The sequence below is a fragment of the Actinacidiphila cocklensis genome, assembly GCF_907177275.1.
Classification (GTDB): Bacteria; Actinomycetota; Actinomycetes; order Streptomycetales; family Streptomycetaceae; genus Actinacidiphila; species Actinacidiphila cocklensis.
In genome coordinates this window covers 49,953-73,285 of record NZ_CAJSLV010000024.1, presented here as the reverse complement: position 1 = coordinate 73,285, position 23,333 = coordinate 49,953, and the positions used below count along the sequence as shown (strand labels likewise).

The 23,333-nt window shown below is 71.6% G+C and carries 25 protein-coding genes, 3 tRNA genes and 1 pseudogene; 9 read left to right on the top strand and 20 right to left on the bottom strand.

Going from position 1 to position 23,333, the window contains the following annotated elements; translation table 11 throughout:
- Window positions 1–142: 142 nt before the first annotated feature.
- The 7 genes from NFU81_RS04165 to NFU81_RS04135 form a co-directional block, all read right to left on the bottom strand.
- Window positions 143–1,585, bottom strand: a complete 1,443-nt coding sequence (locus tag NFU81_RS04165) for a DHA2 family efflux MFS transporter permease subunit (protein WP_251485321.1) — start codon at window positions 1,583–1,585, stop codon at window positions 143–145.
- A 124-nt stretch (window positions 1,586–1,709) separates the two neighbouring features.
- Window positions 1,710–2,264 carry a TetR/AcrR family transcriptional regulator gene (locus tag NFU81_RS04160; RefSeq protein WP_251485083.1) on the bottom strand — a complete coding sequence of 185 codons (555 nt, stop codon included), beginning with the start codon at window positions 2,262–2,264 and terminating at the stop codon, window positions 1,710–1,712.
- A 134-nt stretch (window positions 2,265–2,398) separates the two neighbouring features.
- On the bottom strand, window positions 2,399–2,827 hold the full coding sequence (locus NFU81_RS04155) for a MaoC family dehydratase (RefSeq protein ID WP_251485082.1): 429 nt from the start codon (window positions 2,825–2,827) through the stop codon (window positions 2,399–2,401).
- On the bottom strand, window positions 2,827–3,303 hold the full coding sequence (locus NFU81_RS04150; protein WP_251485081.1) for a MaoC family dehydratase N-terminal domain-containing protein: 477 nt from the start codon (window positions 3,301–3,303) through the stop codon (window positions 2,827–2,829). Before NFU81_RS04150 ends, NFU81_RS04155 begins: the two co-directional genes overlap by 1 nt.
- Window positions 3,304–3,463: 160 nt before the next feature.
- Window positions 3,464–3,628 (bottom strand): 50S ribosomal protein L33, encoded by a 165-nt coding sequence (gene rpmG / locus NFU81_RS04145; RefSeq protein WP_004571794.1) that lies wholly within the window; start codon window positions 3,626–3,628, stop codon window positions 3,464–3,466.
- An 83-nt stretch (window positions 3,629–3,711) separates the two neighbouring features.
- Window positions 3,712–3,784 (bottom strand) — tRNA-Met (locus NFU81_RS04140).
- Between the two features lie 46 nt (window positions 3,785–3,830).
- Window positions 3,831–3,903: transfer RNA gene (locus tag NFU81_RS04135), tRNA-Thr, on the bottom strand.
- A 254-nt stretch (window positions 3,904–4,157) separates the two neighbouring features.
- Between NFU81_RS04135 and NFU81_RS04130 the strand changes: the two genes are divergently transcribed.
- Together NFU81_RS04130 and NFU81_RS04125 are read left to right on the top strand one after the other, a co-directional pair.
- Entirely contained in the window at window positions 4,158–5,414 is a 1,257-nt protein-coding gene (locus NFU81_RS04130) for an amidohydrolase family protein (RefSeq protein WP_251485080.1), read from the top strand.
- Window positions 5,415–5,520: 106 nt separating this feature from the next.
- Window positions 5,521–6,177 (top strand): NAD(P)H-binding protein, encoded by a 657-nt coding sequence (locus NFU81_RS04125; RefSeq protein WP_251485079.1) that lies wholly within the window; start codon window positions 5,521–5,523, stop codon window positions 6,175–6,177.
- Window positions 6,178–6,183: 6 nt separating this feature from the next.
- On the opposite strand, the gene NFU81_RS04120 is transcribed toward NFU81_RS04125, so the two are convergent.
- Together NFU81_RS04120 and NFU81_RS04115 are read right to left on the bottom strand one after the other, a co-directional pair.
- Window positions 6,184–7,104 carry an alpha/beta fold hydrolase gene (locus NFU81_RS04120; protein ID WP_251485077.1) on the bottom strand — a complete coding sequence of 307 codons (921 nt, stop codon included), beginning with the start codon at window positions 7,102–7,104 and terminating at the stop codon, window positions 6,184–6,186.
- A 262-nt stretch (window positions 7,105–7,366) separates the two neighbouring features.
- On the bottom strand, window positions 7,367–7,963 hold the full coding sequence (locus tag NFU81_RS04115) for a TetR/AcrR family transcriptional regulator (RefSeq protein ID WP_251485075.1): 597 nt from the start codon (window positions 7,961–7,963) through the stop codon (window positions 7,367–7,369).
- Between the two features lie 94 nt (window positions 7,964–8,057).
- Between NFU81_RS04115 and NFU81_RS04110 the strand changes: the two genes are divergently transcribed.
- The 6 genes from NFU81_RS04110 to NFU81_RS04090 all read left to right on the top strand — a co-directional run bounded on the left by NFU81_RS04110 (window position 8,058) and on the right by NFU81_RS04090 (window position 12,323).
- The gene (locus NFU81_RS04110) at window positions 8,058–8,495 is read left to right on the top strand and encodes a nuclear transport factor 2 family protein (RefSeq protein ID WP_251485073.1); all 438 of its coding nucleotides are present in this window, start codon (window positions 8,058–8,060) and stop codon (window positions 8,493–8,495) included.
- A gap of 112 nt (window positions 8,496–8,607) precedes the next feature.
- Window positions 8,608–8,739 carry a hypothetical protein gene (locus NFU81_RS40745; RefSeq protein WP_274038026.1) on the top strand — a complete coding sequence of 44 codons (132 nt, stop codon included), beginning with the start codon at window positions 8,608–8,610 and terminating at the stop codon, window positions 8,737–8,739.
- Window positions 8,740–8,896: 157 nt separating this feature from the next.
- Window positions 8,897–9,439: a hypothetical protein gene (locus NFU81_RS04105; protein ID WP_251485071.1), complete on the top strand. Its 543-nt coding sequence runs from the start codon at window positions 8,897–8,899 to the stop codon at window positions 9,437–9,439.
- Between the two features lie 103 nt (window positions 9,440–9,542).
- A complete protein-coding gene (locus NFU81_RS04100) occupies window positions 9,543–10,259 on the top strand; it encodes a scabin-related ADP-ribosyltransferase (RefSeq protein WP_251485069.1) in 717 nt (238 codons plus the stop codon).
- Window positions 10,260–10,882: 623 nt separating this feature from the next.
- Window positions 10,883–11,899, top strand: a complete 1,017-nt coding sequence (locus NFU81_RS04095) for a PP2C family protein-serine/threonine phosphatase (RefSeq protein ID WP_251485068.1) — start codon at window positions 10,883–10,885, stop codon at window positions 11,897–11,899.
- Window position 11,900: 1 nt separating this feature from the next.
- On the top strand, window positions 11,901–12,323 hold the full coding sequence (locus NFU81_RS04090; protein ID WP_251485335.1) for a hypothetical protein: 423 nt from the start codon (window positions 11,901–11,903) through the stop codon (window positions 12,321–12,323).
- A 332-nt stretch (window positions 12,324–12,655) separates the two neighbouring features.
- Here the strand turns inward: NFU81_RS04090 and NFU81_RS04085 are convergent.
- Window positions 12,656–12,737: transfer RNA gene (locus NFU81_RS04085), tRNA-Tyr, on the bottom strand.
- A gap of 214 nt (window positions 12,738–12,951) precedes the next feature.
- On the opposite strand from NFU81_RS04085, the gene NFU81_RS04080 reads away from it, so the two are divergent.
- Complete coding sequence (locus NFU81_RS04080; RefSeq protein ID WP_033177755.1) at window positions 12,952–13,440, top strand: YajQ family cyclic di-GMP-binding protein; 489 nt, start codon at window positions 12,952–12,954, stop codon at window positions 13,438–13,440.
- Window positions 13,441–13,547: 107 nt separating this feature from the next.
- Here NFU81_RS04080 and NFU81_RS04075 read toward each other — a convergent pair whose 3' ends face one another.
- The 10 genes and pseudogenes from NFU81_RS04075 to NFU81_RS04030 form a co-directional block, all read right to left on the bottom strand.
- Complete coding sequence (locus tag NFU81_RS04075; protein ID WP_251485066.1) at window positions 13,548–14,015, bottom strand: peroxiredoxin; 468 nt, start codon at window positions 14,013–14,015, stop codon at window positions 13,548–13,550.
- 89 nt (window positions 14,016–14,104) lie between these two features.
- Window positions 14,105–14,992 (bottom strand): MarR family winged helix-turn-helix transcriptional regulator, encoded by an 888-nt coding sequence (locus NFU81_RS04070; RefSeq protein WP_251485065.1) that lies wholly within the window; start codon window positions 14,990–14,992, stop codon window positions 14,105–14,107.
- A gap of 181 nt (window positions 14,993–15,173) precedes the next feature.
- Window positions 15,174–15,566 carry a YccF domain-containing protein gene (locus NFU81_RS04065; RefSeq protein ID WP_251485064.1) on the bottom strand — a complete coding sequence of 131 codons (393 nt, stop codon included), beginning with the start codon at window positions 15,564–15,566 and terminating at the stop codon, window positions 15,174–15,176.
- Window positions 15,566–16,422, bottom strand: a pseudogene (gene htpX, locus NFU81_RS04060) (zinc metalloprotease HtpX). The gene NFU81_RS04065 and the pseudogene htpX overlap by 1 nt, the downstream one beginning before the upstream one ends.
- A 180-nt stretch (window positions 16,423–16,602) precedes the next feature.
- Window positions 16,603–18,135, bottom strand: a complete 1,533-nt coding sequence (locus NFU81_RS04055; protein WP_251485063.1) for an NADH-quinone oxidoreductase subunit N — start codon at window positions 18,133–18,135, stop codon at window positions 16,603–16,605.
- Window positions 18,135–19,700 carry a complex I subunit 4 family protein gene (locus tag NFU81_RS04050; RefSeq protein WP_251485062.1) on the bottom strand — a complete coding sequence of 522 codons (1,566 nt, stop codon included), beginning with the start codon at window positions 19,698–19,700 and terminating at the stop codon, window positions 18,135–18,137. The genes NFU81_RS04055 and NFU81_RS04050 overlap by 1 nt, the downstream gene beginning before the upstream one ends.
- A 6-nt stretch (window positions 19,701–19,706) precedes the next feature.
- A complete protein-coding gene (locus NFU81_RS04045) occupies window positions 19,707–21,695 on the bottom strand; it encodes an NADH-quinone oxidoreductase subunit 5 family protein (RefSeq protein WP_251485061.1) in 1,989 nt (662 codons plus the stop codon).
- Window positions 21,692–22,087, bottom strand: a complete 396-nt coding sequence (gene nuoK / locus NFU81_RS04040) for an NADH-quinone oxidoreductase subunit NuoK (RefSeq protein WP_251485060.1) — start codon at window positions 22,085–22,087, stop codon at window positions 21,692–21,694. Before nuoK ends, NFU81_RS04045 begins: the two co-directional genes overlap by 4 nt.
- The gene (locus tag NFU81_RS04035) at window positions 22,087–22,719 is read right to left on the bottom strand and encodes an NADH-quinone oxidoreductase subunit J family protein (protein WP_251485058.1); all 633 of its coding nucleotides are present in this window, start codon (window positions 22,717–22,719) and stop codon (window positions 22,087–22,089) included. The genes nuoK and NFU81_RS04035 overlap by 1 nt, the downstream gene beginning before the upstream one ends.
- Window positions 22,716–23,333 carry a NuoI/complex I 23 kDa subunit family protein gene (locus tag NFU81_RS04030; RefSeq protein WP_251485057.1) on the bottom strand — a complete coding sequence of 206 codons (618 nt, stop codon included), beginning with the start codon at window positions 23,331–23,333 and terminating at the stop codon, window positions 22,716–22,718. The genes NFU81_RS04035 and NFU81_RS04030 overlap by 4 nt, the downstream gene beginning before the upstream one ends.

The window sequence follows — 23,333 nt, the reverse complement described above, 5'->3', positions numbered from 1 at the left end:
GGGGGGGGGGGGGGGGGGGGGGGGGGGCGGGGGCCCGGTTTTTTGGGCGGGGCGGGGAGGGGGCCCCGCGCCCCCGGGCCGCGGGCGGGAGAGGGGGGGGGGTGGCGGGGACGACCCCCGGCCCCCCGCCCCTCCGGAGCGATCAGGCCACCGGCTGCAGGGACGGCGCGTCCTCCTCGGCGGCGGCCCCCGACCGGCCGCCGGACGACCTGCCCGGCAGGAGCAGGGCGGCGACCAGCGCGACGGTCAGGACCGCGGCCCCGGTCCAGAGCGCCGGGGTCAGGCCGTCGACGAACTGCGTACCCGAGCCGTAGCCGCCCTGCGCCGCGAAGATCGAGCCGAGCACCGCGACCCCGAGCGAACCGCCGACCTCGCGCAGCGCGTTGTTCGCACCGGAGGCGATGCCCTGCTCGCTGGGAGCGACGCTGGACATGACCAGGCTGGTCGCCGGTGCGATGAAGAGCGCCATGCCGGCCCCGGAGATGATCAGCGCGGGCAGCTGGGCGGCGTAGGACACGTCGGTCGAGAGGATTGTCGCGAACCACCCGAGCCCGATCGCCTGGAGGGCGAGCCCCGCGGCGACGACGGGCCGGCCGCCGATGCGGTCGGACAGGAAGCCGGCGATGGGCGCGACGATCATCGGCATACCGGTCCAGGGCAGCATGCGCAGCCCCGCCTCGGTCGGGCTGTAGCCGAGCACGTTCTGCAGGAACTGGCTGAGCAGGAAGATCGACCCGAACATCCCGGCGAACATCAGCGAGCTGGAGACGTTGATCGCGGTGAACTGCCGCCCTCGGAAGAGCCGCATGGGCAGGATCGGGTTGCGGGCGGTCATCCCGTGCCGGACGAACGCCGCGACCAGGATCGCGCCGCCGATCAGACCGGACAGGACGCGGGCGCTGGTCCAGCCGTGGGCGGTCGCGTTGACCAGGGCGAAGACGACCCCGAAGAGCCCGAGGCTGATCAGTACGGTGCCGCGGCCGTCGAGGCGGGCGTTGGGCGCGGTGGACTCGGCCAGGCGCAGCCGGGCGAGCGGTATCAGGGCCAGGCCGAGCGGGACGTTCAGCCAGAAGATCCACTGCCAGGAGATGTGCTCGGTCAGGCTGCCGCCGATGAGCGGCCCGGAGGCGACGGCGAGGCCGTTGACCGCGCCCCAGATGCCGAAGGCTGTGCCGCGGCGCTCCGCGGGGACCGCCGCGCTGAGCAGGGTGAGGGTCAGCGGCATCATGATGGCCGCGCCGACGCCCTGGACGGCCCGGAAGGCGATGAGTTCGTTGATGCCGGGCGCGAGGGCCGCGGCGGCGGAGGCGCCGGTGAAGATCGACAGGCCGGTGATGAACAGCTTGCGGCGGCCGAAGCGGTCACCGAGCGAGGCGCCGAACATCAGGAGGACCGCGAAGGTGAGCGTGTAGGCGTTCACCGTCCATTCGAGGTCGGACAGCGCACCGCCGAGGTCCTTGCGGATGGAGGGAAGAGCGGTGGTGACGACGAGGTTGTCGAGTGCCGCCATGAATCCGGCGACGCTGGTGATCACGAGCGCCCAGGCCGCTGTGGCGGACCTGCGTGCTGCGGTGGGCTTGTCCATGGTGTCCATTGCCGTGCTCTCCCTACTCCCCTGTCGGGTTGCTTCGGTCAATTTTGGTTAGTTATTGATGACTAACTTCGGCGGCCAAAAAAACGGCCGGCCACCGGAAGGGGCCGGCGCTCGCCTACTGCGGCCTGGACGACTCGTAAAAGCCGTCCCAGACCCGGTGCCCTGCGGGAAAACCCAGCGACACCAGGGTGTTGATGAGCATCCCGTAGGCCAGGAAGGTCGTGGTCTCGTCGGCGTCGGCGGACAGCTCGACCTCGACGGTCTCCCACAGCGCCATCCAGGACGCGCGGACCGCCTCGCCGAAGGCGCTGTCGCCGGCCGCCTCGGCGGCGGCCACCGCGACGTACGTCTGCATCTGCATCAGCAGCCGCTCGGGGTCCTCGTGGATCATCCGCTGGTACGCGGTGCCCATGGCGTTGAGCCTCTCCTCCAGCGGCAGGCCGGCCGCCGCGTCGGCGAACAGCTGCCGGGTGCCCTCCATGCAGTACTGGGACGCGGCGAGGAAGATGGCCTGCTTGTTCGCAAAGAGCCGGAAGAGGTAGGGCTGCGAGACGCCCACCCGGCGGGCGATCGCCTCGGTGGAGGTGCCCTCGTAGCCGCCGTGCGCGAACTCGCTCATCGCCGCACGGATGACGCTCTCGCGTCGCTCTTCTGCGCTCATCCTGACCATGAGTAGTAAGTTAGTGGCCAATCACTACCTTGTCAACCGGTGGCCGGGAGAGCGCGCCGACCACCCCTGTGACCAGCCCGGAAAGCCGTAAGGACCGCCCACAGAGTGGGCGGTCCTTACGGGTCGTCGACGGCTCAGGCGAGCCGGACCACCGCGCGGGACATGCCGAGCACCTTCTGGCCGGCGGACGTCGCGACCAGGTCGACGCGGACCTTGTTGTCCTCCAGCTTGGCCGCCACCTTCGCGGTGACCTCGATCAGCGCGCCCTCGTCGTCGTTCGGCACGACGACCGGCTTGATGAAGCGCACCCCGTAGTCCACGACCGCTCCCGGGTCGCCGGCCCAGTCGGTCACCACCCGGGCCGCGGACGCCATGGTGAACATGCCGTGCGCGATCACGTCGGGCAGCCCGACCTCGCGGGCGAACCGCTCGTTCCAGTGGATCGGGTTGAAGTCGCCGGACGCGCCCGCGTACTGCACCAGCGTCGCCCTGGTGACGGGGAAGGTCTGCGCGGGCAGCTCGGTGCCGACCTCGACCTCGTCGTACTTCACGGTCGCCGCCATCACGCGCCTCCGCCTTGTGCGTCCTGCGCCGGGTCGGCCGCACGGGCGACAAGCTTGGTCCAGGCGGTCACCACGTGCTCGCCCGACTCGTCGTGGACCTCGCCGCGCACGTCGAGGATGTCGTTGCCCGCCAGGGACTTCACCGACTCGATCGTGGACGTCACCGTCAGCCGGTCGCCGGCGCGCAGCGGGCGGGTGTAGGCGAACTTCTGGTCACCGTGCACCACCCGGCTGTAGTCGAGCCCCAGTTCGGGGTCGGCGATGACCAGGCCCGCCGCCTTGTACGTGATCGCGAACGCGAAGGTCGGCGGCGCGATCACATCCGGGTGGCCGAGCGCCTTCGCGGCCTCGGGGTCCGTGTACGCCGGGTTCGGGTCGCCGATCGCCTCGGCGAACTCGCGGATCTTCTCCCGGCCCACCTCGTAGGCAGGGGTGGGCGGATAACTCCGCCCGACGAAGGACTGGTCCAGAGCCATCGGCACCTCGGGTGTGCGGCAGGTGGGGCGGGGGTCACATGACGGTGGTGGTGATCAGACCGCACCGGAGGGGGAAAGCACCTCGAGACCGCCCCCGGCGTGTGACGGGGACGGCCTCGCGGTTACGGCCTGGTACTGCTGCTGTTGTTGCGAAGGGGCGTCAGCGCGTCTCGCGGTGCGCGGTGTGCGCGTTGCAACGCGGGCAGTGCTTCTTCATCTCAAGACGGTCCGGGTCGTTGCGCCGGTTCTTCTTGGTGATGTAATTCCGCTCCTTGCACTCCACGCAGGCCAGCGTGATCTTCGGGCGGACGTCGGTGGCGGCCACGTGAGTGCTCCTTGACGAACGGGTTGATGAACAACGAAAGAGTAGCCGATCGAGGGACCGATCCCGCAATCGGCTACGCAGAGTAGCGGCGACCGGACTTGAACCGGTGACACAGCGATTATGAGCCGCTTGCTCTACCGACTGAGCTACGCCGCTTCGACGAACCGACCCCCGCCGACGAGGCGGGGACCCGATCCATCAGAGCCCCAATACGGAATCGAACCGTAGACCTTCTCCTTACCATGGAGACGCTCTACCGACTGAGCTATTGGGGCGAGCGAGGAAGACATTACACGGTCCGCTGCGATACGTGAAATCCGTATCCGGCAGGGCACATCGGGCTCAGCGGACACCCGCACCAACCGCCGCATCAGTACGACTAATGCACTCCTCCCGGGTGTCCTGCCGCCGCTTACCGGACGTGCGCGCGGCCGACCCCTAGGCTCGACCTTGCGTGACCATCCCGCGTCTCCCTCCCGGGCGGCCCCGCGTCTCGTCCTCCGCCCGGCCCGTTCCCCCGAGGAGCGCGATGACCGACAGCCCGCGCGGTACCGCCGCCGAGACCACCACCCTGCTGCTGTGCGGCGCCCGCCTCACCGACGGGCGAACCGTCGACGTCCGGCTGAGCGGCCCGCGGATCGAGGCCGTCGGCACCGTGGGCAGCCTCGCCGCGCCGGGACCCGCCGGCCGGCACGGCACCGGAACGCGCATCGACCTGCGCGGCTACCTGCTGCTGCCCGCCCCCGCCGAACCGCACGCCCACCTCGACCTCGCCCTGACCGCGGCCGCCGACGGCCCGCCGGCGGGCGACATCGCCGACGTCCAGCGCCGCGCCACCGAGGCCGCCCTGCTCCAGCTCGGCCACGGTGCGACGGCCGTACGCAGCCACGTACGCGTCGGCGACGTCCACGGGCTGCGCGCCCTCGAAGCGGTGCTCCAGGCCAGGCGGGCGCTGCGCGGCCTGGTCGACGTCCACGCCGTCGCCGTGCCGCGGCTGCTGACCGGCGCCGCGGGCGCCGACGGGCTCGACGTGCTCAGGGACGCGCTGAAGATGGGCGCCTCCGCGGTCGGCGGCTGCCCCGACCTCGACCCCGACCCCAGCGGGCACGCCGAGGCCGTCATCGCCCTGGCCGCGGAGTTCGGCGTGCCGGTCGACCTGCACACCGCCGCCGGCGACCCGGCCCGCCTCGCCCGGCTCGCTGCCATGGCCGGCGGCCTGCGCCCCGGCGTCACCCTCGGCCCGTGCCACGGGCTCGGCACATTGCGGCCGGACGCGGCAATGTGCGCAGCCGAACGGCTCGCCGCCGCCGGGATCTCCGTCGTCGCCCTCCCCCAGGGCGGGTGCGGCGGCCTGGAGACCGTCCGCCGCGGCTCCGCCGGCCTGCACACCCCCGTGCGGCTGCTGCGCCGCGCCGGCGTCCCCGTGGCGGCCGGCAGCGGCGCCCTCGCCGACCTCGCCAACCCGGTGGGCCGCGGGGACCCGCTGGAGGCGGCCTTCCTGCTCGCCTCGTACGGCGAGTGCGACCCGCTGCGCGCCTACGGCCTGATCAGCACTCAGGCCCGTGCCGTCCTCGGCCTTCCCGAGGTCCGCGTCGAGGCCGGCTTCCCCGCCGAACTCCTCGCCGTACGCGGCGACACCGTCGAGGGCGTCCTCGCCCTCGCCTACAGCCGCATCGTCATCCACCACGGCCGCGTCGTCTCCCGCACCAGCGCGGTCCGCGAGTACTGCGACACCTCGACCGACCCCGCCCTCGACCTCCCCCGCCAGTCCCACCGCGACGCGTAGCCGCCCTCCCCCTGCGCGCGGGGAGCCGCTGGAACGCGAAGGCGGCTCGCGCGGCGACGGCGTGCCCCGCTCTCGGCCCCGGCCGGGACGACGTACCGTCAGGAGCATGCGCACCGTAATTGCCGGCGGCCACGGCCAGATCGCACTGCGCCTCGAGCGCCTCCTCTCCGCCCGAGGCGACTCCGTGGCCGGGCTGATCAGGAACCCGGACCAGGCGGAGGACCTCGGAAAGGCCGGCGCCGAGGCGATCGTGCTGGACCTGGAGTCGGCGACGGCCGACAGCGTCGCCGCCGCCCTGGCCGGCGCGGACGCGGCCGTGTTCGCCGCGGGCGCGGGACCGGGCAGCGGGGTGGACCGCAAGCAGACCGTCGACCGCGACGCGGCCGTCCTGCTCGCGGACGCCGCAGAACAGGCCGGCGTACGCCGCTTCCTGGTCGTGTCCTCCATGGGTGCCGACGCCGAGTCGGCGTACAACGAGCCGGTCTTCGCGGCGTATCTGCGGGCGAAGGGCGCGGCGGACGACGCGATCCGGGCGCGTACGTCCCTGGACTGGACGATCCTGCGCCCGGGCGCGCTGACCGACGCCCTGGGCACGGGAAAGGTGCAGCTCTCCGCGGAGGGGACGGGCCGCGGCTCCGTACCGCGGGACGACGTCGCCGCCGTCCTGCTCGCGCTGCTGGACACCCCGGCGACGGCGGGCCTGACGCTGGAACTGATCTCCGGCGACACGGGCATCACCTCGGCGGTCAGCCGGCTCGCCTGACGCCCGTCACCCCTCCCGGGCGAAGAGCTCGTACGCGGCCCGCAGCACCACCTCGGGCCGCTCCTCGTGGAGGAAGTGCCCGCAGCCGGGGACGACTTCCACGGTGAGGTCGTCGGCGTGCCGCTCGTACCCCGGCATGACGGCGGGCGGCAGGACGAAGTCCTTCTCCCCGGCGAGAATGTGCGCCGGCGTGCTGAGCCTGAGCTTCTTGTAGCGGCCGAACACGAGGCGGCGGATGTCGCGCACCGCGTAGGCGCGGTGCATTGCCTCGCCGGCCCGGGCGCGGCGCGGCTCCGCGGTGGAGCGGGTGAACTCGGCCATGGCGGCGGCGTCCCTGGCAGCCGGGTCGATGACGCCCTTACGCAGCAGGTAGCGGGTCAGGCTCGGCACATTACGCAGGACGAAGCGGCCGAGCAGCGGGGTTTCCAGCGGCGAGGTGTACCAGTAGCGCCAGGCCTGCGGGATGGCGCGGCGGTGCAGCGGCCAGGGGTGCACAGCGTTCACCGCGAGCAGGTGGGTGACGCGCTCGGGAGCGCGCAGGCACAGCATGAAAGCGGTCCAGGCGCCGAATTCGTGCGCAATGAGCCGGGCCTTGGCGACGCCCAGCGCGTCCATGACGGCGAGGACGTCCGACACGCGGGTGTCGGTGTCGTAGCCCTTGTCCGGGGTGTCGGACCAGCCGAAGCCCCGCAGGTCGAGGCACAGCACGCGGTGGTCCGCGGCCAGTTGCGGTATGACGCGCCGCCAGGCGTACCAGTGCTGGGGAAAGCCGTGCACCAGCACGACGGTGCCGCCGGGCGCGTCCTCCCGCCCCGCCTCGGCGACGTGCAGGGCGACGCCGCCGCCGATGTCCACGCGGCGGTGGCGTATGCCGGGCATGCCCGCGACATCCGGCATCAGGGGGCTTTCGTCGAGTGCGCTGCTCATGTGCGGCTCCTCCGGCTGCGGCAGTGTGGTGTCGCCTTCCGGAGGATGCGGGGCGCGGGAAGGTTCCGCGGGGCGGGCCGAGACGCGCGTCACACCGGCGTGGGGCCGAGGTCCGGCGCGGTGCGCGTCGCGCCGGGCATAGGGCGGCGGCCGGCGCAGGGCACGTCGCGCCGGGCATAGGGCGGCGGTCCGACGCCGGGCAGGCGCGCACCGCCTGCCGTACGGCGGGGGCCGAGGCGGGAAGGCTCCGCCGGCAGGCGCGTCAGACCGGCCGCGCCGCGGGCGGTGCGAAGCCGTGCCGCATGATCGCCAGCAGCCGCCGCGCGTGCTCCGCGTCCGCCGCCGTCATCGCGGCGCCGCTGACCAGCGCGAGCAGGTCACCGACGGCGAGGTCGCCGCGTACCGCCCCCGCGGCGCGCGCCCGCGCGAGCAGCGCCTCGGCGGTCGACCGCATCGAATCGTGCCAGCGCTCGAACAGTTCGCTGCGCCGCTCGTCGGGGCCTTCGGTGACCGCGTGCGCCAGCGCGCGCTTGGTCGCCACGTGAACGACGAAGTCGTCGAGCCAGGCGAAGAGCGCGTCACCGGGCGGGTGCCGCTCCGCCAGCGCGCCGGCCCCCCGGCACAACTCCGCGACCTCGTCCGCGTAGACCGCCACCAGGAGATCGCCGCGGGTGGGGAAGTGCCGGTAGAGCGTGGCATTGCCGAGCCCCGCCCGCCGGGCCACCTCGTCGAGCGCGGCGTCGGGGCCGTCCTGCGCGAAGAGGTCCCTGGCGGCCCGGAGCAGCAGCTCCGCGTTGCGCGCCGCGTCCGCCCTGCGCGCCCGCCGTGGTACGGGTGGTGACCCAGCGTCATGTACCACTGTTTCTCCGGCCATTGTGAAGTGGGGAGGTCCCCGTTACTGTACCTGACCATGAAACGGGGACCTCCCCGAATCGCCTGGAGGAGAGGCAGACATGGCACTGAGCCACGAGGACCGGACGGCGGTCACCGACCTGATCGCGATGCACGGGCACCTGGTCGACAGCGGCCGCCTGGACCGCCTCGGCGAGCTCTTCACCGCCGACGTGGTCTACGACGTCAGCGACTTCGGCGGGCCGCCTCTGCACGGCCTGCCCGCCATCCGCGAGGCGGCCCTCGCCCTGGGCGAGGGCAACCCGCTCGGCCACCACGTCACCAACACCGTCCTCACCGAGATCGCCGGCGACCGCGTCCACGCCCTGTCCAAGGGCATCGGCATTACCACGGCTGGCACCTGCGGCACCGTCACCTACGACGACACGGTCACCCGCACGGCGGCAGGCTGGCGTATCGCCCACCGCAAGGTCCTCGCCCACCGCTCCCCCCTCGGCGCGGACCGGCGCACGCCGGAGGCCGGACACACATTCGGGTGATCCGCGCGGCGTGTCGCTGACGGTGCCGCCATGGCGCCCTCACCGTAAGGATCAGGCGGGTGGTCTGCCTCGCAACAGCGTCGGACATCCGCGGTGTGGTGGGAGGTGTGCCTTGGTCTTCTACGGCTTGTGGCAGACAGTGCAGCGGGCGATCGAGTCCCAGGAGAAAACAGCCCGGCTGATCGCCATCCTGGTCACGATGGGCGCGTGCGCCGCCCTCTTCGCCTGGCTCTGGCGAGCCTGACCCCGCCCGCCGCGGTCACCCGCCCGCTCCTCGGAGCAGGCGGGACCCGCGGGGGCGGCGGCCGGGTTAGCGTAAGGCGGCGGGCCATCCGCGGCGCGGCAGATCGCTGCGCGGGCCGCAGCGCAGCCGATCGCGGCCGGAAACCGGCGGGGGGATCGTGAGCCGACCACTACTGTTCCTCGACGTGGACGGGCCGCTCAACCCGTACGCGGCCCAGCCGGAGAGGCGCCCCGACGGCTACACGACGATCAGGGTGCCGCTGGACGGCTCCGCGCCGGGCGGGACCTTGCGCGCGCGGCGCGTCCTGAGGGTCTGGCTGAACCCGGAGCACGGGCCGGCGCTCCTCGGGCTCGGGTACGACCTGTGCTGGGCCACCACCTGGATGAGCGACGCCAACCGGTGGATCAGCCCCGTGCTGGGCCTGCCCGAACTCCCCTACGTCGACTTCGGCGACGCCCTGCTCCGCGAACGACCCGACGGGGTCCACTGGAAGACCGGCACGCTGGTGGAATACGCCGGCGGCCGCGCCTTCGCGTGGGTGGACGACGAGCAGAGCGAGCTGGACCACGAGTACGTGACCGCCCACCACCGCGGGGCCGGGCTCCTGCACCACGTCAACCCGCGGATCGGCCTGCGCGAGGACGACTTCCGCACGCTCGCGGACTTCGCCCGGCGGCACGGGACTGCGCCGGGCAGGTGATCGGCCTGCTGCCTTCAGGCGCATCCGATCCGAGATGCACATCTTTTCCCTGGCGGACGGCTACACAGTGGGCGCCACATTCGCCAAGTGTTAGGGCTCGACCATGCTCAAGGCTGCGCTGCGGATCGCCTCCGCCACCGCCCTTGCCGTCACCTCGTTGACGTTCGCCTCCTCCGCCGGCGCATCGACGGAGCCGTTCCCGGGCACCCCGGAGCAGATCCGGGACACCGGCCCGTGCGGCCCGACCGGCGGGTACAGCGCATCGGACTGGCGGCAGACGGCGACCGACCCCTCGATCCAGCCCAAGGTGGACCTCGCCGCGATCAGCGAGGACTGGTACTGGCGGCACGACGTGAACACGCTGTGGCGCGGCGACACCCGCCCGGACCCGCAGGCCATCTTCCGGAGCGGCTTCACCCCCAAGGGCACGGACCTCACCCCGCTGCCGAAGTGGATCACCGGCGGCGGCAGCCAGACGACCGCCCACGTGAGCACCAGCTGCGACCGCTGGGTGGCGCAGGGCTTCGCCACGGGCGGCGGCAAGGACGGCTGGGTCTACGCGATCCAGGCCCCCGGCGGCATCGACATCAACGCCACCGCCCGCATGACCGGTATCCAGTCCCAGTTCCTGTGGAACAAGGAGATCGACTTCCCCGGCGGCATCCAGGGCAGGTTCATCGAGGGCGCCTGCCAGTACCACTGGGCCGGCCAGAACCCGCAGACCAACGTGGACATCTACCAGAACCTCGGCTGCGTGACGAACGCGAACTTCCGCCCCACGCCGGCCAAGCAATCCGCCCTCTCGGCCCCGACCAACTGACCCACCCCTCCCCCACCCGGTCCCCGCCCCGCACCCCTGCGGGCCGGGGACCTTTGCCGTAGCGGCGGATCGCAGTCACAGCCGACCGGTACCGCCCCGTATCCGTTTCCGGTCGTACCCCCCCCCCTTCGTCGCGGAATCTTCGCGAGGACGGGTCCGTACCCGTCGACCTCGTCTGTCGCTCCGGCAGTCCCGCAGTCCCGCAGTTTCGGGCACGGCCGGTCCAGGGTCCTGTGCGCCGCGCCGGCCGACCTGTTGTTGCTCGACCTGGATCGCGACTTCGGCGGGCGGGTGCGCATATATGACGTCGCCCGCGACTTCCCGCGTTGCTGGTTGGGCGAGCGGCGCACAGCCGAGCTGAACCGCACGCTCATCGACGCTGACGCAAGCGGCCTTCCGACAGCCGACTACCTCACCGCCCACCTGGTGGACGCAGGCCGCACGTCCGAGGCCGAGACCATGATCCGGAACGGAGCGAAACATCTGCCTATGCCATGGCCCGGCGTCATACTTGTGTTGTGGGAGGTTGGCGTACTGAGTGGGGCCACCTTGTTACGAGGCCATGGGGCCCCGCAGCAGTAGCCGCGCCGTTCGCGCTAATCGCGGCAATCAGCGTGGCGGACATGATGTCCTCGACGGCCATCCACCTCGGTCCCCTCGTCGCGCTGGCCCCCGCCGTGACCGCCGCTTTCGCGGGGCCACGGATGACCGCATTCGTCGGGCTCGTGGCCATTGGCGCCCAGGAACTCGTCGACGGTTATAACGGCGAGAATATGACCAACCACATAGCGCAGTTCGCAGCCCTGGTGGGCCTCTGCGCCGCGATGGTCGCGACGAGCTATGTGCGGGAACACCGAACCTGGCAGCTGACCCGGTTGCGTTCAGTGGCCGATGCGGCACAAAGATGCGTCTTGCGGCCTCCGCCGGATCAGATCGGTCCTCTGCGGCTGGGATGGCTGTATTTGGCAGCCGAGGACGAGGCCCAGATCGGAGGCGATCTCTTCGCCACCGCGCGGGGGTCCGATCCGTGTACCCGAGTGATCATGGGAGACGTTCGGGGCAAAGGGGTGGGAGCCATAGGCGAGGTTTCGGTCGTTCTCGGAGCCTTCAGGGAGGGCGCCCACCGCTGCCCCGACCTGCGTGATCTCGTTGCAGCGCTGGAGGACAGCGTCAGCCGGGACATCGAGGAGGTCGCCGACATCGAGGCCGATCTCGGCGAGCACTTCATCACTGCGCTCATGCTGGAGATCCCCGATCGGGATGAGTCCGCCGATCTGATCAACTGCGGGCACCCGCCGCCCCTGCTGATCCACCGAAGCCACGTCACCACCCTCGACTTCGACCACTCCTCGCCTCCGCTGGGCATGGGCGGGCTGCCCGCTACGGGCCAGCACATCGACTCGATCGTCTTCGAACCAGGCGACATCCTGCTGCTCTACACCGATGGCGTTATCGAAGCCCGTTCGCCGAGCGGGGAGTTCTACCCCCTCGCAGAGCGCCTGGGCTCCTTCTCCGGGTCGACCCCTGACGCCCTGCTGCGGGATATCCAAGGCGACCTGATCAGCCACGCGGGAAGGGAACCGGCTGATGACGTCGCCCTCCTGGCGATCCAGCGCCTCCCCGCCCAAAAGCAGCGCTGAATTGCTGGTCGAGACGGTTCGCAAGGTGGGGCTTGACCACGCGATATCGGCGGCGCTGGCGCCGTGGCGACGTGTCTCCCTCCGCGCCCAGAGTCACGGAGAGCGAGCCGCCTTTGACGAATCCCTCGTGGTCACCTCCCTGCTGCACGACAGCGTCCTCGCCGTCACCCGGCTCGTCGAGAGGTTCTCGTTGCGCCAGGTGGCGTACGCGATGGCCCCGTCGCGGGCCGTGCCGGTGACGCTGTATTTCACCGTTCCCGACGTCGTGACCTCATGGTGGGCACTGGCCGCGATGGCCGCGATGCCGCCTGCGAGGACTACCGCCAGGACGAGCAGGACCCATGGCCACTTGCGTCTCTTCTTCGGCGGAGGCGGTTGGCCAACCCCGCCCGGAGGCGCACCAGGCGGGGGCGAACCGTACTGACCTCCTGGGCCTTGCCGGCCCCAGCCCCCACCTGGCTGTCCCCGAGGTCCTTGCCCGCCCCGGGGAGGCTGCTACGGCTGCTTCGCCCCCCAGCCCGACCGGGGCTCTCTTCGCTCCGGATGGGGGGCCTTCCCTGGCGTCGGCTCGTTCATGGGCTCAGGATGCGCCGGAGTCACCGCCGCGACGACCCGGGCCTCCTCTCCACGTCTCGTCCACGCACAGCGGGAAGCGGCGAGCCAGGACGGTTACGAGCGGGACAGGGCGGGTCACCGCCCGCCCCAACGCAAAGGTCCCTGGCCTGCATCACTGCAGGTCAGGGACCTTATTCCATGTGGCGGCACGTGGATTCGAACCACGGTAGGCTAAGCCGACGGATTTACAGTCCGCTCCCATTGGCCGCTCGGGCATACCGCCATGGAGTGACGCCGGGGGGTATGGTCCGCTGTTCGCGGTGGTCCCTGGCGACGACGTAAACGATACCTGATGCGCGGGGGTGGTTCGCCACTGGATTGATCAGCGCGCGGGTGGGGTGCGGTGGCTAGGGTGGTGGGTGACGGGCCGGCGACGGGCCGTGGGAAAGATTGATCGATGGAACGCTGATGGAACACAGTCAAGGAGCCCACTGAAGATGGCCGACTCCAGTTTCGACATCGTCTCGAAGGTCGAGCGGCAGGAGGTCGACAACGCCCTCAACCAGGCCGCGAAGGAGATCTCGCAGCGCTACGACTTCAAGAACGTCGGGGCGTCGATCGCGTGGTCGGGCGAGAAGATCCTGATGGAGGCGAATTCCGAGGAGCGCGTGAAGGCGATCCTCGACGTCTTCGAGACGAAGCTGGTCAAGCGCGGGATCTCGCTCAAGGCGCTGGACGCCGGTGAGCCGCAGCTGTCCGGCAAGGAGTACAAGATCTTCGCGTCGATCGAGGAAGGCATCTCGCAGGAGAACGCCAAGAAGGTCGCGAAGATCATCCGCGATGAGGGGCCGAAGGGCGTCAAGGCTCAGGTGCAGGGCGACGAGCTGCGGGTCAGCTCGAAGAGCCGGGACGACCTGCAGGCAGTTCAGGCGCTGCTCAAGGGCAAGGACCTGGACTTCGCGCTGCAGTTCGTCAACTACCGCTGAGCCGTCGGCCTCCAGGCAACGGATCACGGAGGGCCGTCAGGGCGCGCAGGCGCCCTGACGGCCCTCTCGTGTGGGGGCTGGGCTCGGTACATTGCGCAGCCCGGCACCTATTGCGCCGCCTGCAGCTCCTTCACCACTGCCAGCGCGTCGTCGATGTGGCCGCCGATGTTCATCATCGAGGAGAAGGCGTGGCGGATGACGCCGTCCCGGTCGATGACGAAGGTGATCCGGCCCGGCACCACACCGCCCAGCGTGGCGGCGCCGTACTGCTTGCGGACGGCCCGGCCGGCGTCGGACAGCAGGGTGAAGGGCAGTTCGTGCCGCCCGGCGAACTTCTCGTGCGACGCCACCGAGTCCGAGCTGACGCCGATCACCACTGCTCCGGCGTCCGTGAAGCTCTCGTAGCTGTCGCGGAAGCTGCAGGCCTCCGCGGTGCACCCGCGGGTGTTGTCCTTGGGGTAGAAGTAGAGCACCACGACCTTCTCGCCCAGGAAGTCGCTGAGCGCGACAGGCTGCCCCGACTGGTCGGGGAGCGTGAAGTCCGGTGCCTTGTCGCCGACTTGCAGGGTGCCCATAGGTCATCTCCTAGACGTCTCGGCAGCGTTGCCGGTCGGCCTCCATCCTCGCGCAGCCGCCTGCGTTCCCCGCGGCAGGGCTCGGCCGCTCAGCCCTCGGCCCGTAGCAGCGCGGCCAGCAGCCCCGCCAGCTCGGCCCGGCCGCCGGCGCCCGGGGCCGTGCCCAGCCCCGCCTCCGCGGCCTCGACGACCCCGCGGGCGGTGGCCAGCGCGAGCAGGCCTGGCTCGGTGATGCGCAGGGCGTAGCGGCGGCGGTCGTGCGGGTCCCGGTCGCGTACGACCCGGCCGGCGCGCTCCAGGTCGTCCACGACCTGGAGCACCGCCTGCTCGCTGATGCACAGCCGCCGGGCGAGCTGCTGCTGCGAGCAGGCCGCGTCGGACAGGACGGCCAGCGCGCCGAAGTGTCTGGCCGGCAGGACGCTCTCGGCGAGTGCGGCCTCGACGCGGTGGCGTACGAAGTGGTGCGCCTGGGCGATCAGCGCGCCCGTACGGTGCGGGGCGTGCGCGGGGCGGGACAGCAGCTGCGCGAGCAGGGCGTCGAGGCGGTCGCGCTCGGCGACCGTCAGCCCCGCGGTGAGCTTGTCGTCGGCGGCGGAGACAGCGGGGGCCGTCGCCTTGACGGCGGCCCTGCCTCCCTCGGTGAGCGCCAGGACGTACGAGCGCCGGTCGTCGGGGTTGCGCGCCCTGGTGACGTGGCCCGCGGCCTCGAAGCGGTCGATCAGCGTGACCATGGTGGTGCGGTTGATGCCGAGCCGGTCGCCGAGGTCCTGTTGCGAGTACGCGGCGCCGGGCTCGCCGAGCGCGTCGAGCAGCTGGAAGTCGCGGGCGCCGCCGACGCCGTCGGCGGCGCCGGAGAAGTCGGGGGCGAGGCGGCCGGCGAAGAGGGCGGCGCGGCGCAGCAGGTACACGACGCAGCCGGTGAGGCCGGGAGGAAGTTCCACGCACACGGCCTGCGCGCTGAGCGCGTCACCGTCCACAACCTTGCACCTCCGCCGCCGAGACTAGCAGGGCAGACCCCTCTGACCAGGGGTCGGACCGATCGGCCCGCTCCTGGCGGGGACCCTGCGCGACCGCTATGACGCGGGGGGCGCAGGGGTGCCGCGGAGGCTCCCGCGGGGGTTCCGGTACGCCCGCCGGCCGGGCCGGCGGGCGCTCGGCTCAGCGGAGCGCGAAGGGCTGGTCGCTGGGGACGATCTCGCGGCCCAGCGGCATCAGCGACAGTGGGATCAGCTTGAAGTTCGGGATCGCCAGCGGGATGCCGATGATCGTGATGGCCAGCGCGACGCCGGTGACGATGTGGCCCAGGGCCAGCCACCAGCCGGCCAGGACCAGCCAGAGCACGTTGCCGACCAGCGAGCCCGCGCCGGAGTCCCGGCGCTCCACCGTCGTGTAGCCGAATGGCCACAGTGCGTACACGCCGATGCGGAAAGCCGCGATGCCGAAGGGAATGCCGATGATGGTGATGCACAGGACGAGCCCGGCCACGAAGTAGCCCAAGCACATCCACAAACCGCACAACACCAGCCAGATGATGTTCAGAATCGTCTTCATCAGGGACGGCCTGCCATCTGTTCGAGGCGGGAGATGCGCTCTGCCATGGGGGGTGGGTCGAGAACAGCTTGGACGCATCACCCGGGCGGAATGGGTTTGCGATCATCATATGACTGGCGGTCTCCAAGCGCGGCTCGGGAGCCAGCGGGCGCTGCTTGGTTCCGGCATCGAGCTTGCGCAGGGCGGAGGCCAGGGCCAGCGGGTCGCCGGTCAGCCGGGCGCCGGAGGCGTCGGCCTCGTACTCCCGGGAGCGGGAGACGGCCAGCTGGATCAGAGAGGCGGCGATCGGGCCCAGGATCATCATCAGCAGCAGGCCGAGAATGCCCGGTCCCTCGTCGTCGTCCGAGCGGCCGATCGGGATGAGCCAGGCGAAGTTGACCAGGAAGACCACCACGGAGGCGAGGGTTCCCGCGACCGAGGAGATGAGGATGTCCCGGTTGTAGACATGGCTCAGCTCATGGCCGATGACCCCGCGCAGCTCGCGCTCGTCGAGGATGCCCATGATGCCCTCGGTGCAGCAGACCGCGGCGTTGCGCGGGTTGCGGCCGGTGGCGAACGCGTTGGGCGCATCGGTCGGCGAGATGTACAGCCGCGGCATGGGCTGCCGGGCCTCCGTGGACAGCTCGCGCACGATCCGGTACAGCTGGGGCGCCTCGATCTCGCTGACCGGGCGGGCGCGCATCGCACGGAGTGCCAGCTTGTCGCTGTTCCAGTACGCGTACGCGTTGGTGCCGAGGGCGATGACGAGCGCCACGATGAGCCCGGTCCGGCCGAAGATACTGCCGATGCCAAGGATAAGTGCGGACAGAACGCCGAGAAGAACGGCGGTCTTCAACCCGTTGTGCCGGCGGTGCACGTGCGCCCTCCAGAATCTGCGGTGTGCAGGGGCATGATCCCCTAAGGAAAACCTCCTGCCCTTCTCAACGCCACCCGGCCGGCGCTAGTTCCCTTGTGCGTTTCGGCGCGCACGGACAGCAACCGGTACGGAAAGGGCGCAGAAGGGGTGCCGGCGGGGTGCCGGCGGGGTGCCGGGAGATCAGAGCAGGGCGCCCTGCGCGAAGCGCAGGATCAGCTGCGGGGCGCCGGACAGGGCGATGCCGGCCACCGCGGTCAGTGCGACGGCCAGGGTGAGCCCGGCAGGGGTCCGCACAGCGGCCGCATCAGCGCCCGTACCCGCATCCGCATCCTTACCGAGCACCGGTGTGGCGTCCGGAGCCGCGGCGAAGAGCAGAGCCGTCCAGCGCAGGTAGTAGACCAGCGCGATCACGACGTTCACCGCCATGATCACCGCGAGCCAGCCGTGCTGGGCGCCCACCGCCGAGGAGAAGACGGCGACCTTGGCGAACAGCCCGATGACGCCGGGCGGCAGTCCCGCCAGGCACAGCAGGAAGAAGGCCAGCGCAAGGGCCGCGGCGGGGCGGGACGCGTACAGGCCGCGGTAGTCGGCCAGGCGGCTGTGCGGGGCGGTGCGCTCGACCAGTGCGACGACCGCGAAGGCACCGAGGTTGACCACGGCGTACATCAGCGCGTACGCCACGGTGGTGCCGACCTCGTGGGCCGGGTCGTCGGCGGACGCTGCGGCGGCGATCGGGACCAGCAGGTAGCCCGCCTGCCCGATCGAGGACCAGGCCAGCAGCCTTACCGCGCCACGCTTTACGTCGGGACGCTGCCGCAGGGCTCCGACGTTCCCCACGGTCATGGTCAGCGCGGCCAGTACCCCGGTCGCCGGACCCCACACATGGGCGTACGGGCGGAAGGCGACGACCGTGACCAGGATCAGCCCGGAGAAGCCGGCCGCCTTGCCGACCACCGACAGGTACGCGGCGACCGGCAGCGGTGCGCCCGCGTAGGTGTCGGGCACCCAGAACTGGAAGGGGGCCACCGCGAGCTTGAAGGCGAAGCCGACCAGGGTGAGGGCGACGCCCGCCCTGGCCAGGGTGTGCAGCTGGTCGGGGGTGTGGGTGAGGCCTTCCGCGACGGCGTTCAGCTGCAGGGTGCCGGTGGCCGCGTAGACGAAGCTGATGCCGAGCAGGGAGACCGCGGTCGCGGTCACCGAGGTCAGGAAGAACTTGAGTGCGGCCTCGCTGGACAGCCGGTCGTCACGGCGCAGGCCGACGAGCGCGAAGGCGGGCAGCGTCGTCACCTCCAGGGCGACGATGAGCGTGGCCAGGTCGCGGGAGGCGGGCAGCAGGGCGGCGCCGGCCGCGGAGGACAGCAGCAGGAACCAGTACTCCCCCGCCGGAATACGCTCCGTGGTGCCGATCGACAGCAGCGCGGTCAGCAGCGCGCCGCCCAGCACCAGCACCTGGATCACCAGCGTGAAGTGGTCGGCGGCGTACGAGCAGCCGCCGCCGGTCCCTGGCTGGCAGAAGGTCGTGCGGTGGCCGTCCCGCAGCGGGATCACGGTGAGCGCGGCGGCGGCGAGCCCGGCGGCGGTGACCCAGCCGAGCAGCGGTTTGCGCTCCTGCGGCAGGAAGAGGTCGGCGACCAGGACGGCGACGGCGAGCGCGGCCGGGATGAGCACGGGGGTGAGCGCCGTCCAGTCGACGGGCTGCACGAGCGATGCCATCAGTGGCCTCCGAGCAGGGAGCGTACGGCCGGTTCCGAGAGCCCGAGCAGGGCGGCGGGCCACAGTCCGGCCAGGACGGTGAGGGCGGCCAGCGGTGTCCAGGCGGCGAACTCGTACGCCCTGACGTCGGCGAGCGCGGGCCGCAGCTCGGAGGTCTCCCGGTCGCCCATGCAGACCCTGCGGACCACGGTCAGCAGGTAGCCGGCGGTCAGCAGGGTGCCGAAGGCGGCAAGCGCGGTGAAGGTCAGGTAGGCGGGGCGGCTCAGGTCCGCGCCGGGCTTGAAGGCGCCGAACATCGCGAGCATCTCGCCCCAGAACCCGGCCAGGCCCGGCAGCCCGAGCGAGGCGACCGCGGCAAAGGCGAGCAGGCCGCCGAGGCGGGGGGCGCGGCCGTAGAGCGCGGCGCCGCCGTGGCCGGCGAGCTCGTCGAGGTCGCTGGAGCCGTAGCGGTCCTTGATCGCGCCGACCAGGAAGAAGAGCAGGCCGGTGATCAGGCCGTGGGCGATGTTGGCGAAGAGGGCGCCGTTGACGCCGGTGGGGTTCAGCGAGGCGATGCCGAGCAGCACGAAGCCCATGTGGCCGACGGAGGAGTAGGCGATGAGCCGCTTGAGGTCGCCGCCGTTGCCCTGCCGGGCCAGCGCGAGGCAGGCGAGCGAGCCGTAGATGATGCCGACGACGGCGAAGGCGGCCAGGTAGGGCGCGAAGGTCTGTATGCCGCCCGGTGTGTCGGGCAGCACGATCCGCACCAGGCCGTAGGTGCCCATCTTCAGCAGCACCCCGGCCAGCAGCACCGAGCCGACGGTGGGGGCGGCGGTGTGGGCGTCGGGGAGCCAGCTGTGCAGCGGCCACATCGGGGCTTTGACCGCCAGGCCGAGACCGACGGCGAGGGCCGCGGTCAGCTGCGTGGAGTGACTGAGGTGTGACCCGTTGTCAGTGGCGAGTGCCACCATGTCGAATGTGCCCGCTTTCACCCCGATGAGGAGCAGGCCGAGCAGCATGATCACGGAGCCGAGGAGGGTGTAGACGATGAAGCGCAGGGCCGATCGTTCCCGGTCGCCGCCGCCCCAGCGGGCGATCAGGAAGTACATCGGGATGAGGACCGTCTCGAAGGCCAGGAAGAACAGCATCAGGTCGAGGACGGAGAAGGTGGCGAGCGTGCCCGCCTCCAGCAGGAGCAGCAGCGCCACGAAGGACTTGGCGGAACCGCCGGCCGGCAGGTGGAAGTAGGAGTAGAGCGCGCACAGGAAGGTCAGCAGCGCGGTCAGCACCACGAGGGGGAGGGAGATGCCGTCGATGCCCAGGTGGAGGTGGATCCTCAGTGCGGGGATCCAGTTGAGGTCCGTGCCGGCCTGCATCCTCGCCGGGTGGTCGTGGTCGAAGCCGGCCGCGAGCACGACGGAGAGGATCAGCACGGCACCGGTCACGGTCACGCCGTGCCGCAGCACCGCCTGGTCGGGGCCGCGGCCGCGCAGACCGGGCGGCGGCGGGAGCAGGGCGCCGACCGAGCCGAGCAGGGGCAGCACCACGATCGCCGCGAGGACGTACTGGAGTGCGGTGTCGTTCACTGGTTCTCAGCCTCCGACGGCGACGAGGACGGCGAGCACCACGGCGCCGGCCAGCAGCGCGCTGAGGTAGGTCTGGACGTTTCCGTTCTGCGCCCTGCGGACGGCGGTGCCGAGCAGTTTCGGGGTGCCGCCGGCGGCGCGGACGTAGCTCTCGATGACCTCGCGGTCCAGGAAGCGGACCAGGCTCGCGGCGGCGAGCACCGGGCGGACGAAGAGCACGCTGTAGACGGCGTCGAGGCGGAAGCCGTGGGCGGCGAGCGGGTGCAGCCGGCCCAGCAGCAGCCGGCCCGGATCGCCGGGGTCGTCCGCGGCGGCGATGTCGCCGTAGACCTCCTGGTGGGTGGCGGTCGCCTCGGCCTCGACGAGCGCGGGCTCCGCGTCGGGGTCGGCGGTGACCACGGCGCCCACGGGGACGGCCTTGCGGGTGGCCGCCGACGCGGACCAGGCGCCGTAGGTGACCAGGACGCCCACGAGGGCCAGGCCGGTACCGAGGACGGAGGTGAGCAGGGTCGGGCCGAGCGGGGCGCCGCCGAACCAGTCGGGCAGCTCGCGGTAGGTGAGGCCGCCGAAGGCGAGGGTGGGAATGGCCAGCACCCACAGCACGGTGGTCATCACGACCGGCTGCCTGCCGTGGTCGGGGGCGTCGGGGCCGCTGCCGCGGAAGGCGAGCAGGAAGAGCCGGGTGGCGTAGCCGGCGGTGAGCAGGGCCGCGACCAGTCCCGCGACGAACACGGTCCAGCCGACCGCCGACGGCACATGGGCGGTGTCGCCCGAGGAGGCGTGCTCGGCGGCCCGCAGCACCGACTCCTTGGAGAAGAAGCCGGACAGCGGAGGGAGGGCGGCCAGTGCCGCGAGGGCCAGGCCCATGGTCCACATCGCGTCGGGGACGCGCTTGCCGAGCGAGCCCATCCGGGACATCGCGGTGAGCGAGTTGGTGCCGGCGGCGTGGATGACGACGCCCGCGCCCAGGAAGAGCAGGCCCTTGAAAGCACCGTGTGACAGGAGGTGGAAGACGGCGGCGTCGCGGTTGCCGACGGCCAGTGCCCCGGCCATGTAGCCGAGCTGGCCGATGGTGGAGTAGGCCAGCACGCGTTTGATGTCGTCCTGCGCGAGGGCTGCGAGGCCGGAGCCGACCATCGTCACGGCGGCCATCGCGCCGAGGACGGCCAGCGCGGCGGCCGACGCGGTGAAGACCGGCAGCAGCCTGGCCACCAGGTAGATGCCGGCGGCGACCATGGTGGCCGCGTGGATCAGCGCGGACACCGGGGTGGGGCCGGCCATGGCGTCGGGCAGCCAGGTGTGCAGCGGGAACTGCGCGGACTTGCCGGCGACACCGGCGAGCAGCAGCAGGGCGATCACGGTCGGGTGGTGCAGCCGCCCGTGGGCGGCGGCGTCGAGGATGCCGTTGATACGGAAGGTGTGCGCGTCGGAGGCGAGCGCGAACACCCCGATCAGGAAGGGGACGTCGCCGAGCTTGGTGACCAGGAAGGCCTTGATCGAGGCGGCGCGGGCGGCCTCGGTCTCCCAGTGGTGCCCGACCAGGAAGTAGGAGCAGATGCCCATCACCTCCCAGCCGACCAGCAGCACCATCAGGTCGCCGGTGTAGACGACCAGCAGCATCGCGGAGGTGAACAGCGAGACCAGGGCGGCGTACGACGGGTAGCGCGGGTCGTCGCGCAGATAGGAGACGGAGTAGAGCTGCACGCAGGTCGCGACCAGGCCGACCAGGACGGCGATCAGGACCGAGAAGCCGTCCAGGTGCAGGGCCAGGTCGATCGGCACCGACCCGGTGACGGTCAGCCGGTGCGCGCCGTCGGTGGGGGCGCCGGTGCCCTGCCGGGCGGCGGTGACCGCGGCGAGCACGAAGGCGGCGGCGGTGGGCAGGACGGCCAGCGGGCGGACGAAGCCGGGTGCGCGCCGGCCGAGCAGCAGGCCTGCGGCCGCGCCCAGGAAGGGCAGCAGGGGTACGAGCGCGGCAAGGGTGATCAGGGTCACGCGGTGGCCTCGGCCTTCTCGTCGTCGGCCGCCGCTGCGGGCGTGGCGTCGGGTGCGTCGGGTCCGTGCGGTGTGCCGGGGCCGTGCGGTTCCGCGAGGCCGGTGAGCCGGTCGACGTCGGAGCTGCCGCGGTTGCGGAAGACCAGCAGCACGATCGCCAGGCCGAGGCCGATCTCGGCGGCGGCGATGGTGATGGTGAAGAGGGTCAGCGCCTGGCCGGCGTGCAGGCTGTCGCGCAGCCAGACGTCGAAGGCCACCAGGTTGAGGTTGACGGCGTTGAGCATCAGCTCGACGGACATCAGGACGAGGATCGCGTTGCGGCGGGCGAGCACACCGTAGAGGCCGACGCAGAAGAGGAGGACGGCCAGGACGGCGGGATAGGCGAGGTGCATCAGCTGTGCTCCTTGCCGGCGGCGGGGGCATCGGCGGCCGGGGTGGCGGCCGGGGTGGCGCCCGCCGGCGAAGGGGCGGCGCTTCCCGGGGAGCCGGTGTCGCGGCGGGACAGCACGATCGCGCCGACCAGCGCGGCGAGCAGCAGCACCGACAGCGCCTCGAAGGGCAGCACCCAGTGCCGGAAGAGGCTCTCGCCGGTGGCCCGGGACGAGCCCTGCGCGACCCCGTGCAGGTTGATCCAGGTGGTACGGAAGGCGTCCACGACCACCCACACCAGGGCGGCAGCGGCGGCGACCCCGACACCGAGGGCGACCAGCCGGTTCTCGGAGTCGGCGTCAGGGGAGCGGCCGATGGGCGCCTTGGTCAGCATCAGGCCGAACAGGAGGAGGACGACGACGGAGCCCACGTAGATCAGCACCTGCACCCAGGCGATGAACTCGGCGGTGAGCAGCAGGTACTCCACAGCCAGGCCGCCCAGCGCGACGACCAGCCACAGCGCGGCGTGCACCAGTTGCCGGGTGGTGACGGTCAGCAGGGCCGCGCCGAGGGTGGCGAGGCCGATCAGCACGAAGGTGATCTCGACACCGGTCGGGGACAGGAAACCGGGATGGGCGGCGGCGCTGACGTTCACGCGTCACCCTTTTCCTGGTCGTCCCTGTCGTCCCTGTCGTCCCTGTCGCCGGGCTCGGACTCGGCTTCGGCGGCTGCTGCCGCCGCGGCAGCGGCCTTCTCCGCCGCCTTGCGGGCGGCGGCGATCTCCTTCGGCTCCTCGGCCGCGGGGTCGAGCGCGGGCGGGGCGGGCACCGTCCACATCCAGTCGCGCAGTTTGTCGCGTTCGTGGGTGAGGTCGAGGATGTCCGTCTCCGCGTACTCGAACTCCGGTGACCAGAACAGCGCGTCGAAGGGGCACACCTCGATACAGATACCGCAGTACATGCACAGAGAGAAGTCGATGGCGAAACGGTCCAGGACATTGCGGCTGCGCTCCCGCCCGCCGGGGGCGGCCGGCGGCGCGGTCTCCTTGTGCGAGTCGATGTAGATGCACCAGTCGGGGCACTCGCGCGCGCACAGCATGCACACCGTGCAGTTCTCCTCGAACAGCGCGATCACCCCGCGGCTGCGCGGCGGCAGTTCGGGCAGCGCGTCGGGGTACTGCGCGGTGACGGTGCGCTTGGTCATCGTCCGCAGCGTGACGGCCAGGCCCTTGGCCAGACCGGACCCGGGAAAGCCGGAGAGAGGTGCCAT

Coding starts and splice junctions, on each gene's coding strand:
- NFU81_RS04165 (WP_251485321.1), bottom strand. CDS start 1,585: ATGGACAAGCCCACCGCAGCACGCAGGTCCGCCACAGCGGCCTGGGCG.
- NFU81_RS04160 (WP_251485083.1), bottom strand. CDS start 2,264: ATGGTCAGGATGAGCGCAGAAGAGCGACGCGAGAGCGTCATCCGTGCG.
- NFU81_RS04155 (WP_251485082.1), bottom strand. CDS start 2,827: ATGGCGGCGACCGTGAAGTACGACGAGGTCGAGGTCGGCACCGAGCTG.
- NFU81_RS04150 (WP_251485081.1), bottom strand. CDS start 3,303: ATGGCTCTGGACCAGTCCTTCGTCGGGCGGAGTTATCCGCCCACCCCT.
- NFU81_RS04130 (WP_251485080.1), top strand. CDS start 4,158: ATGACCGACAGCCCGCGCGGTACCGCCGCCGAGACCACCACCCTGCTG.
- NFU81_RS04125 (WP_251485079.1), top strand. CDS start 5,521: ATGCGCACCGTAATTGCCGGCGGCCACGGCCAGATCGCACTGCGCCTC.
- NFU81_RS04120 (WP_251485077.1), bottom strand. CDS start 7,104: ATGAGCAGCGCACTCGACGAAAGCCCCCTGATGCCGGATGTCGCGGGC.
- NFU81_RS04110 (WP_251485073.1), top strand. CDS start 8,058: ATGGCACTGAGCCACGAGGACCGGACGGCGGTCACCGACCTGATCGCG.
- NFU81_RS04100 (WP_251485069.1), top strand. CDS start 9,543: ATGCTCAAGGCTGCGCTGCGGATCGCCTCCGCCACCGCCCTTGCCGTC.
- NFU81_RS04095 (WP_251485068.1), top strand. CDS start 10,883: ATGATGTCCTCGACGGCCATCCACCTCGGTCCCCTCGTCGCGCTGGCC.
- NFU81_RS04080 (WP_033177755.1), top strand. CDS start 12,952: ATGGCCGACTCCAGTTTCGACATCGTCTCGAAGGTCGAGCGGCAGGAG.
- NFU81_RS04075 (WP_251485066.1), bottom strand. CDS start 14,015: ATGGGCACCCTGCAAGTCGGCGACAAGGCACCGGACTTCACGCTCCCC.
- NFU81_RS04065 (WP_251485064.1), bottom strand. CDS start 15,566: ATGAAGACGATTCTGAACATCATCTGGCTGGTGTTGTGCGGTTTGTGG.
- NFU81_RS04055 (WP_251485063.1), bottom strand. CDS start 18,135: ATGGCATCGCTCGTGCAGCCCGTCGACTGGACGGCGCTCACCCCCGTG.
- nuoK (WP_251485060.1), bottom strand. CDS start 22,087: ATGCACCTCGCCTATCCCGCCGTCCTGGCCGTCCTCCTCTTCTGCGTC.
- NFU81_RS04030 (WP_251485057.1), bottom strand. CDS start 23,333: ATGGCACCTCTCTCCGGCTTTCCCGGGTCCGGTCTGGCCAAGGGCCTG.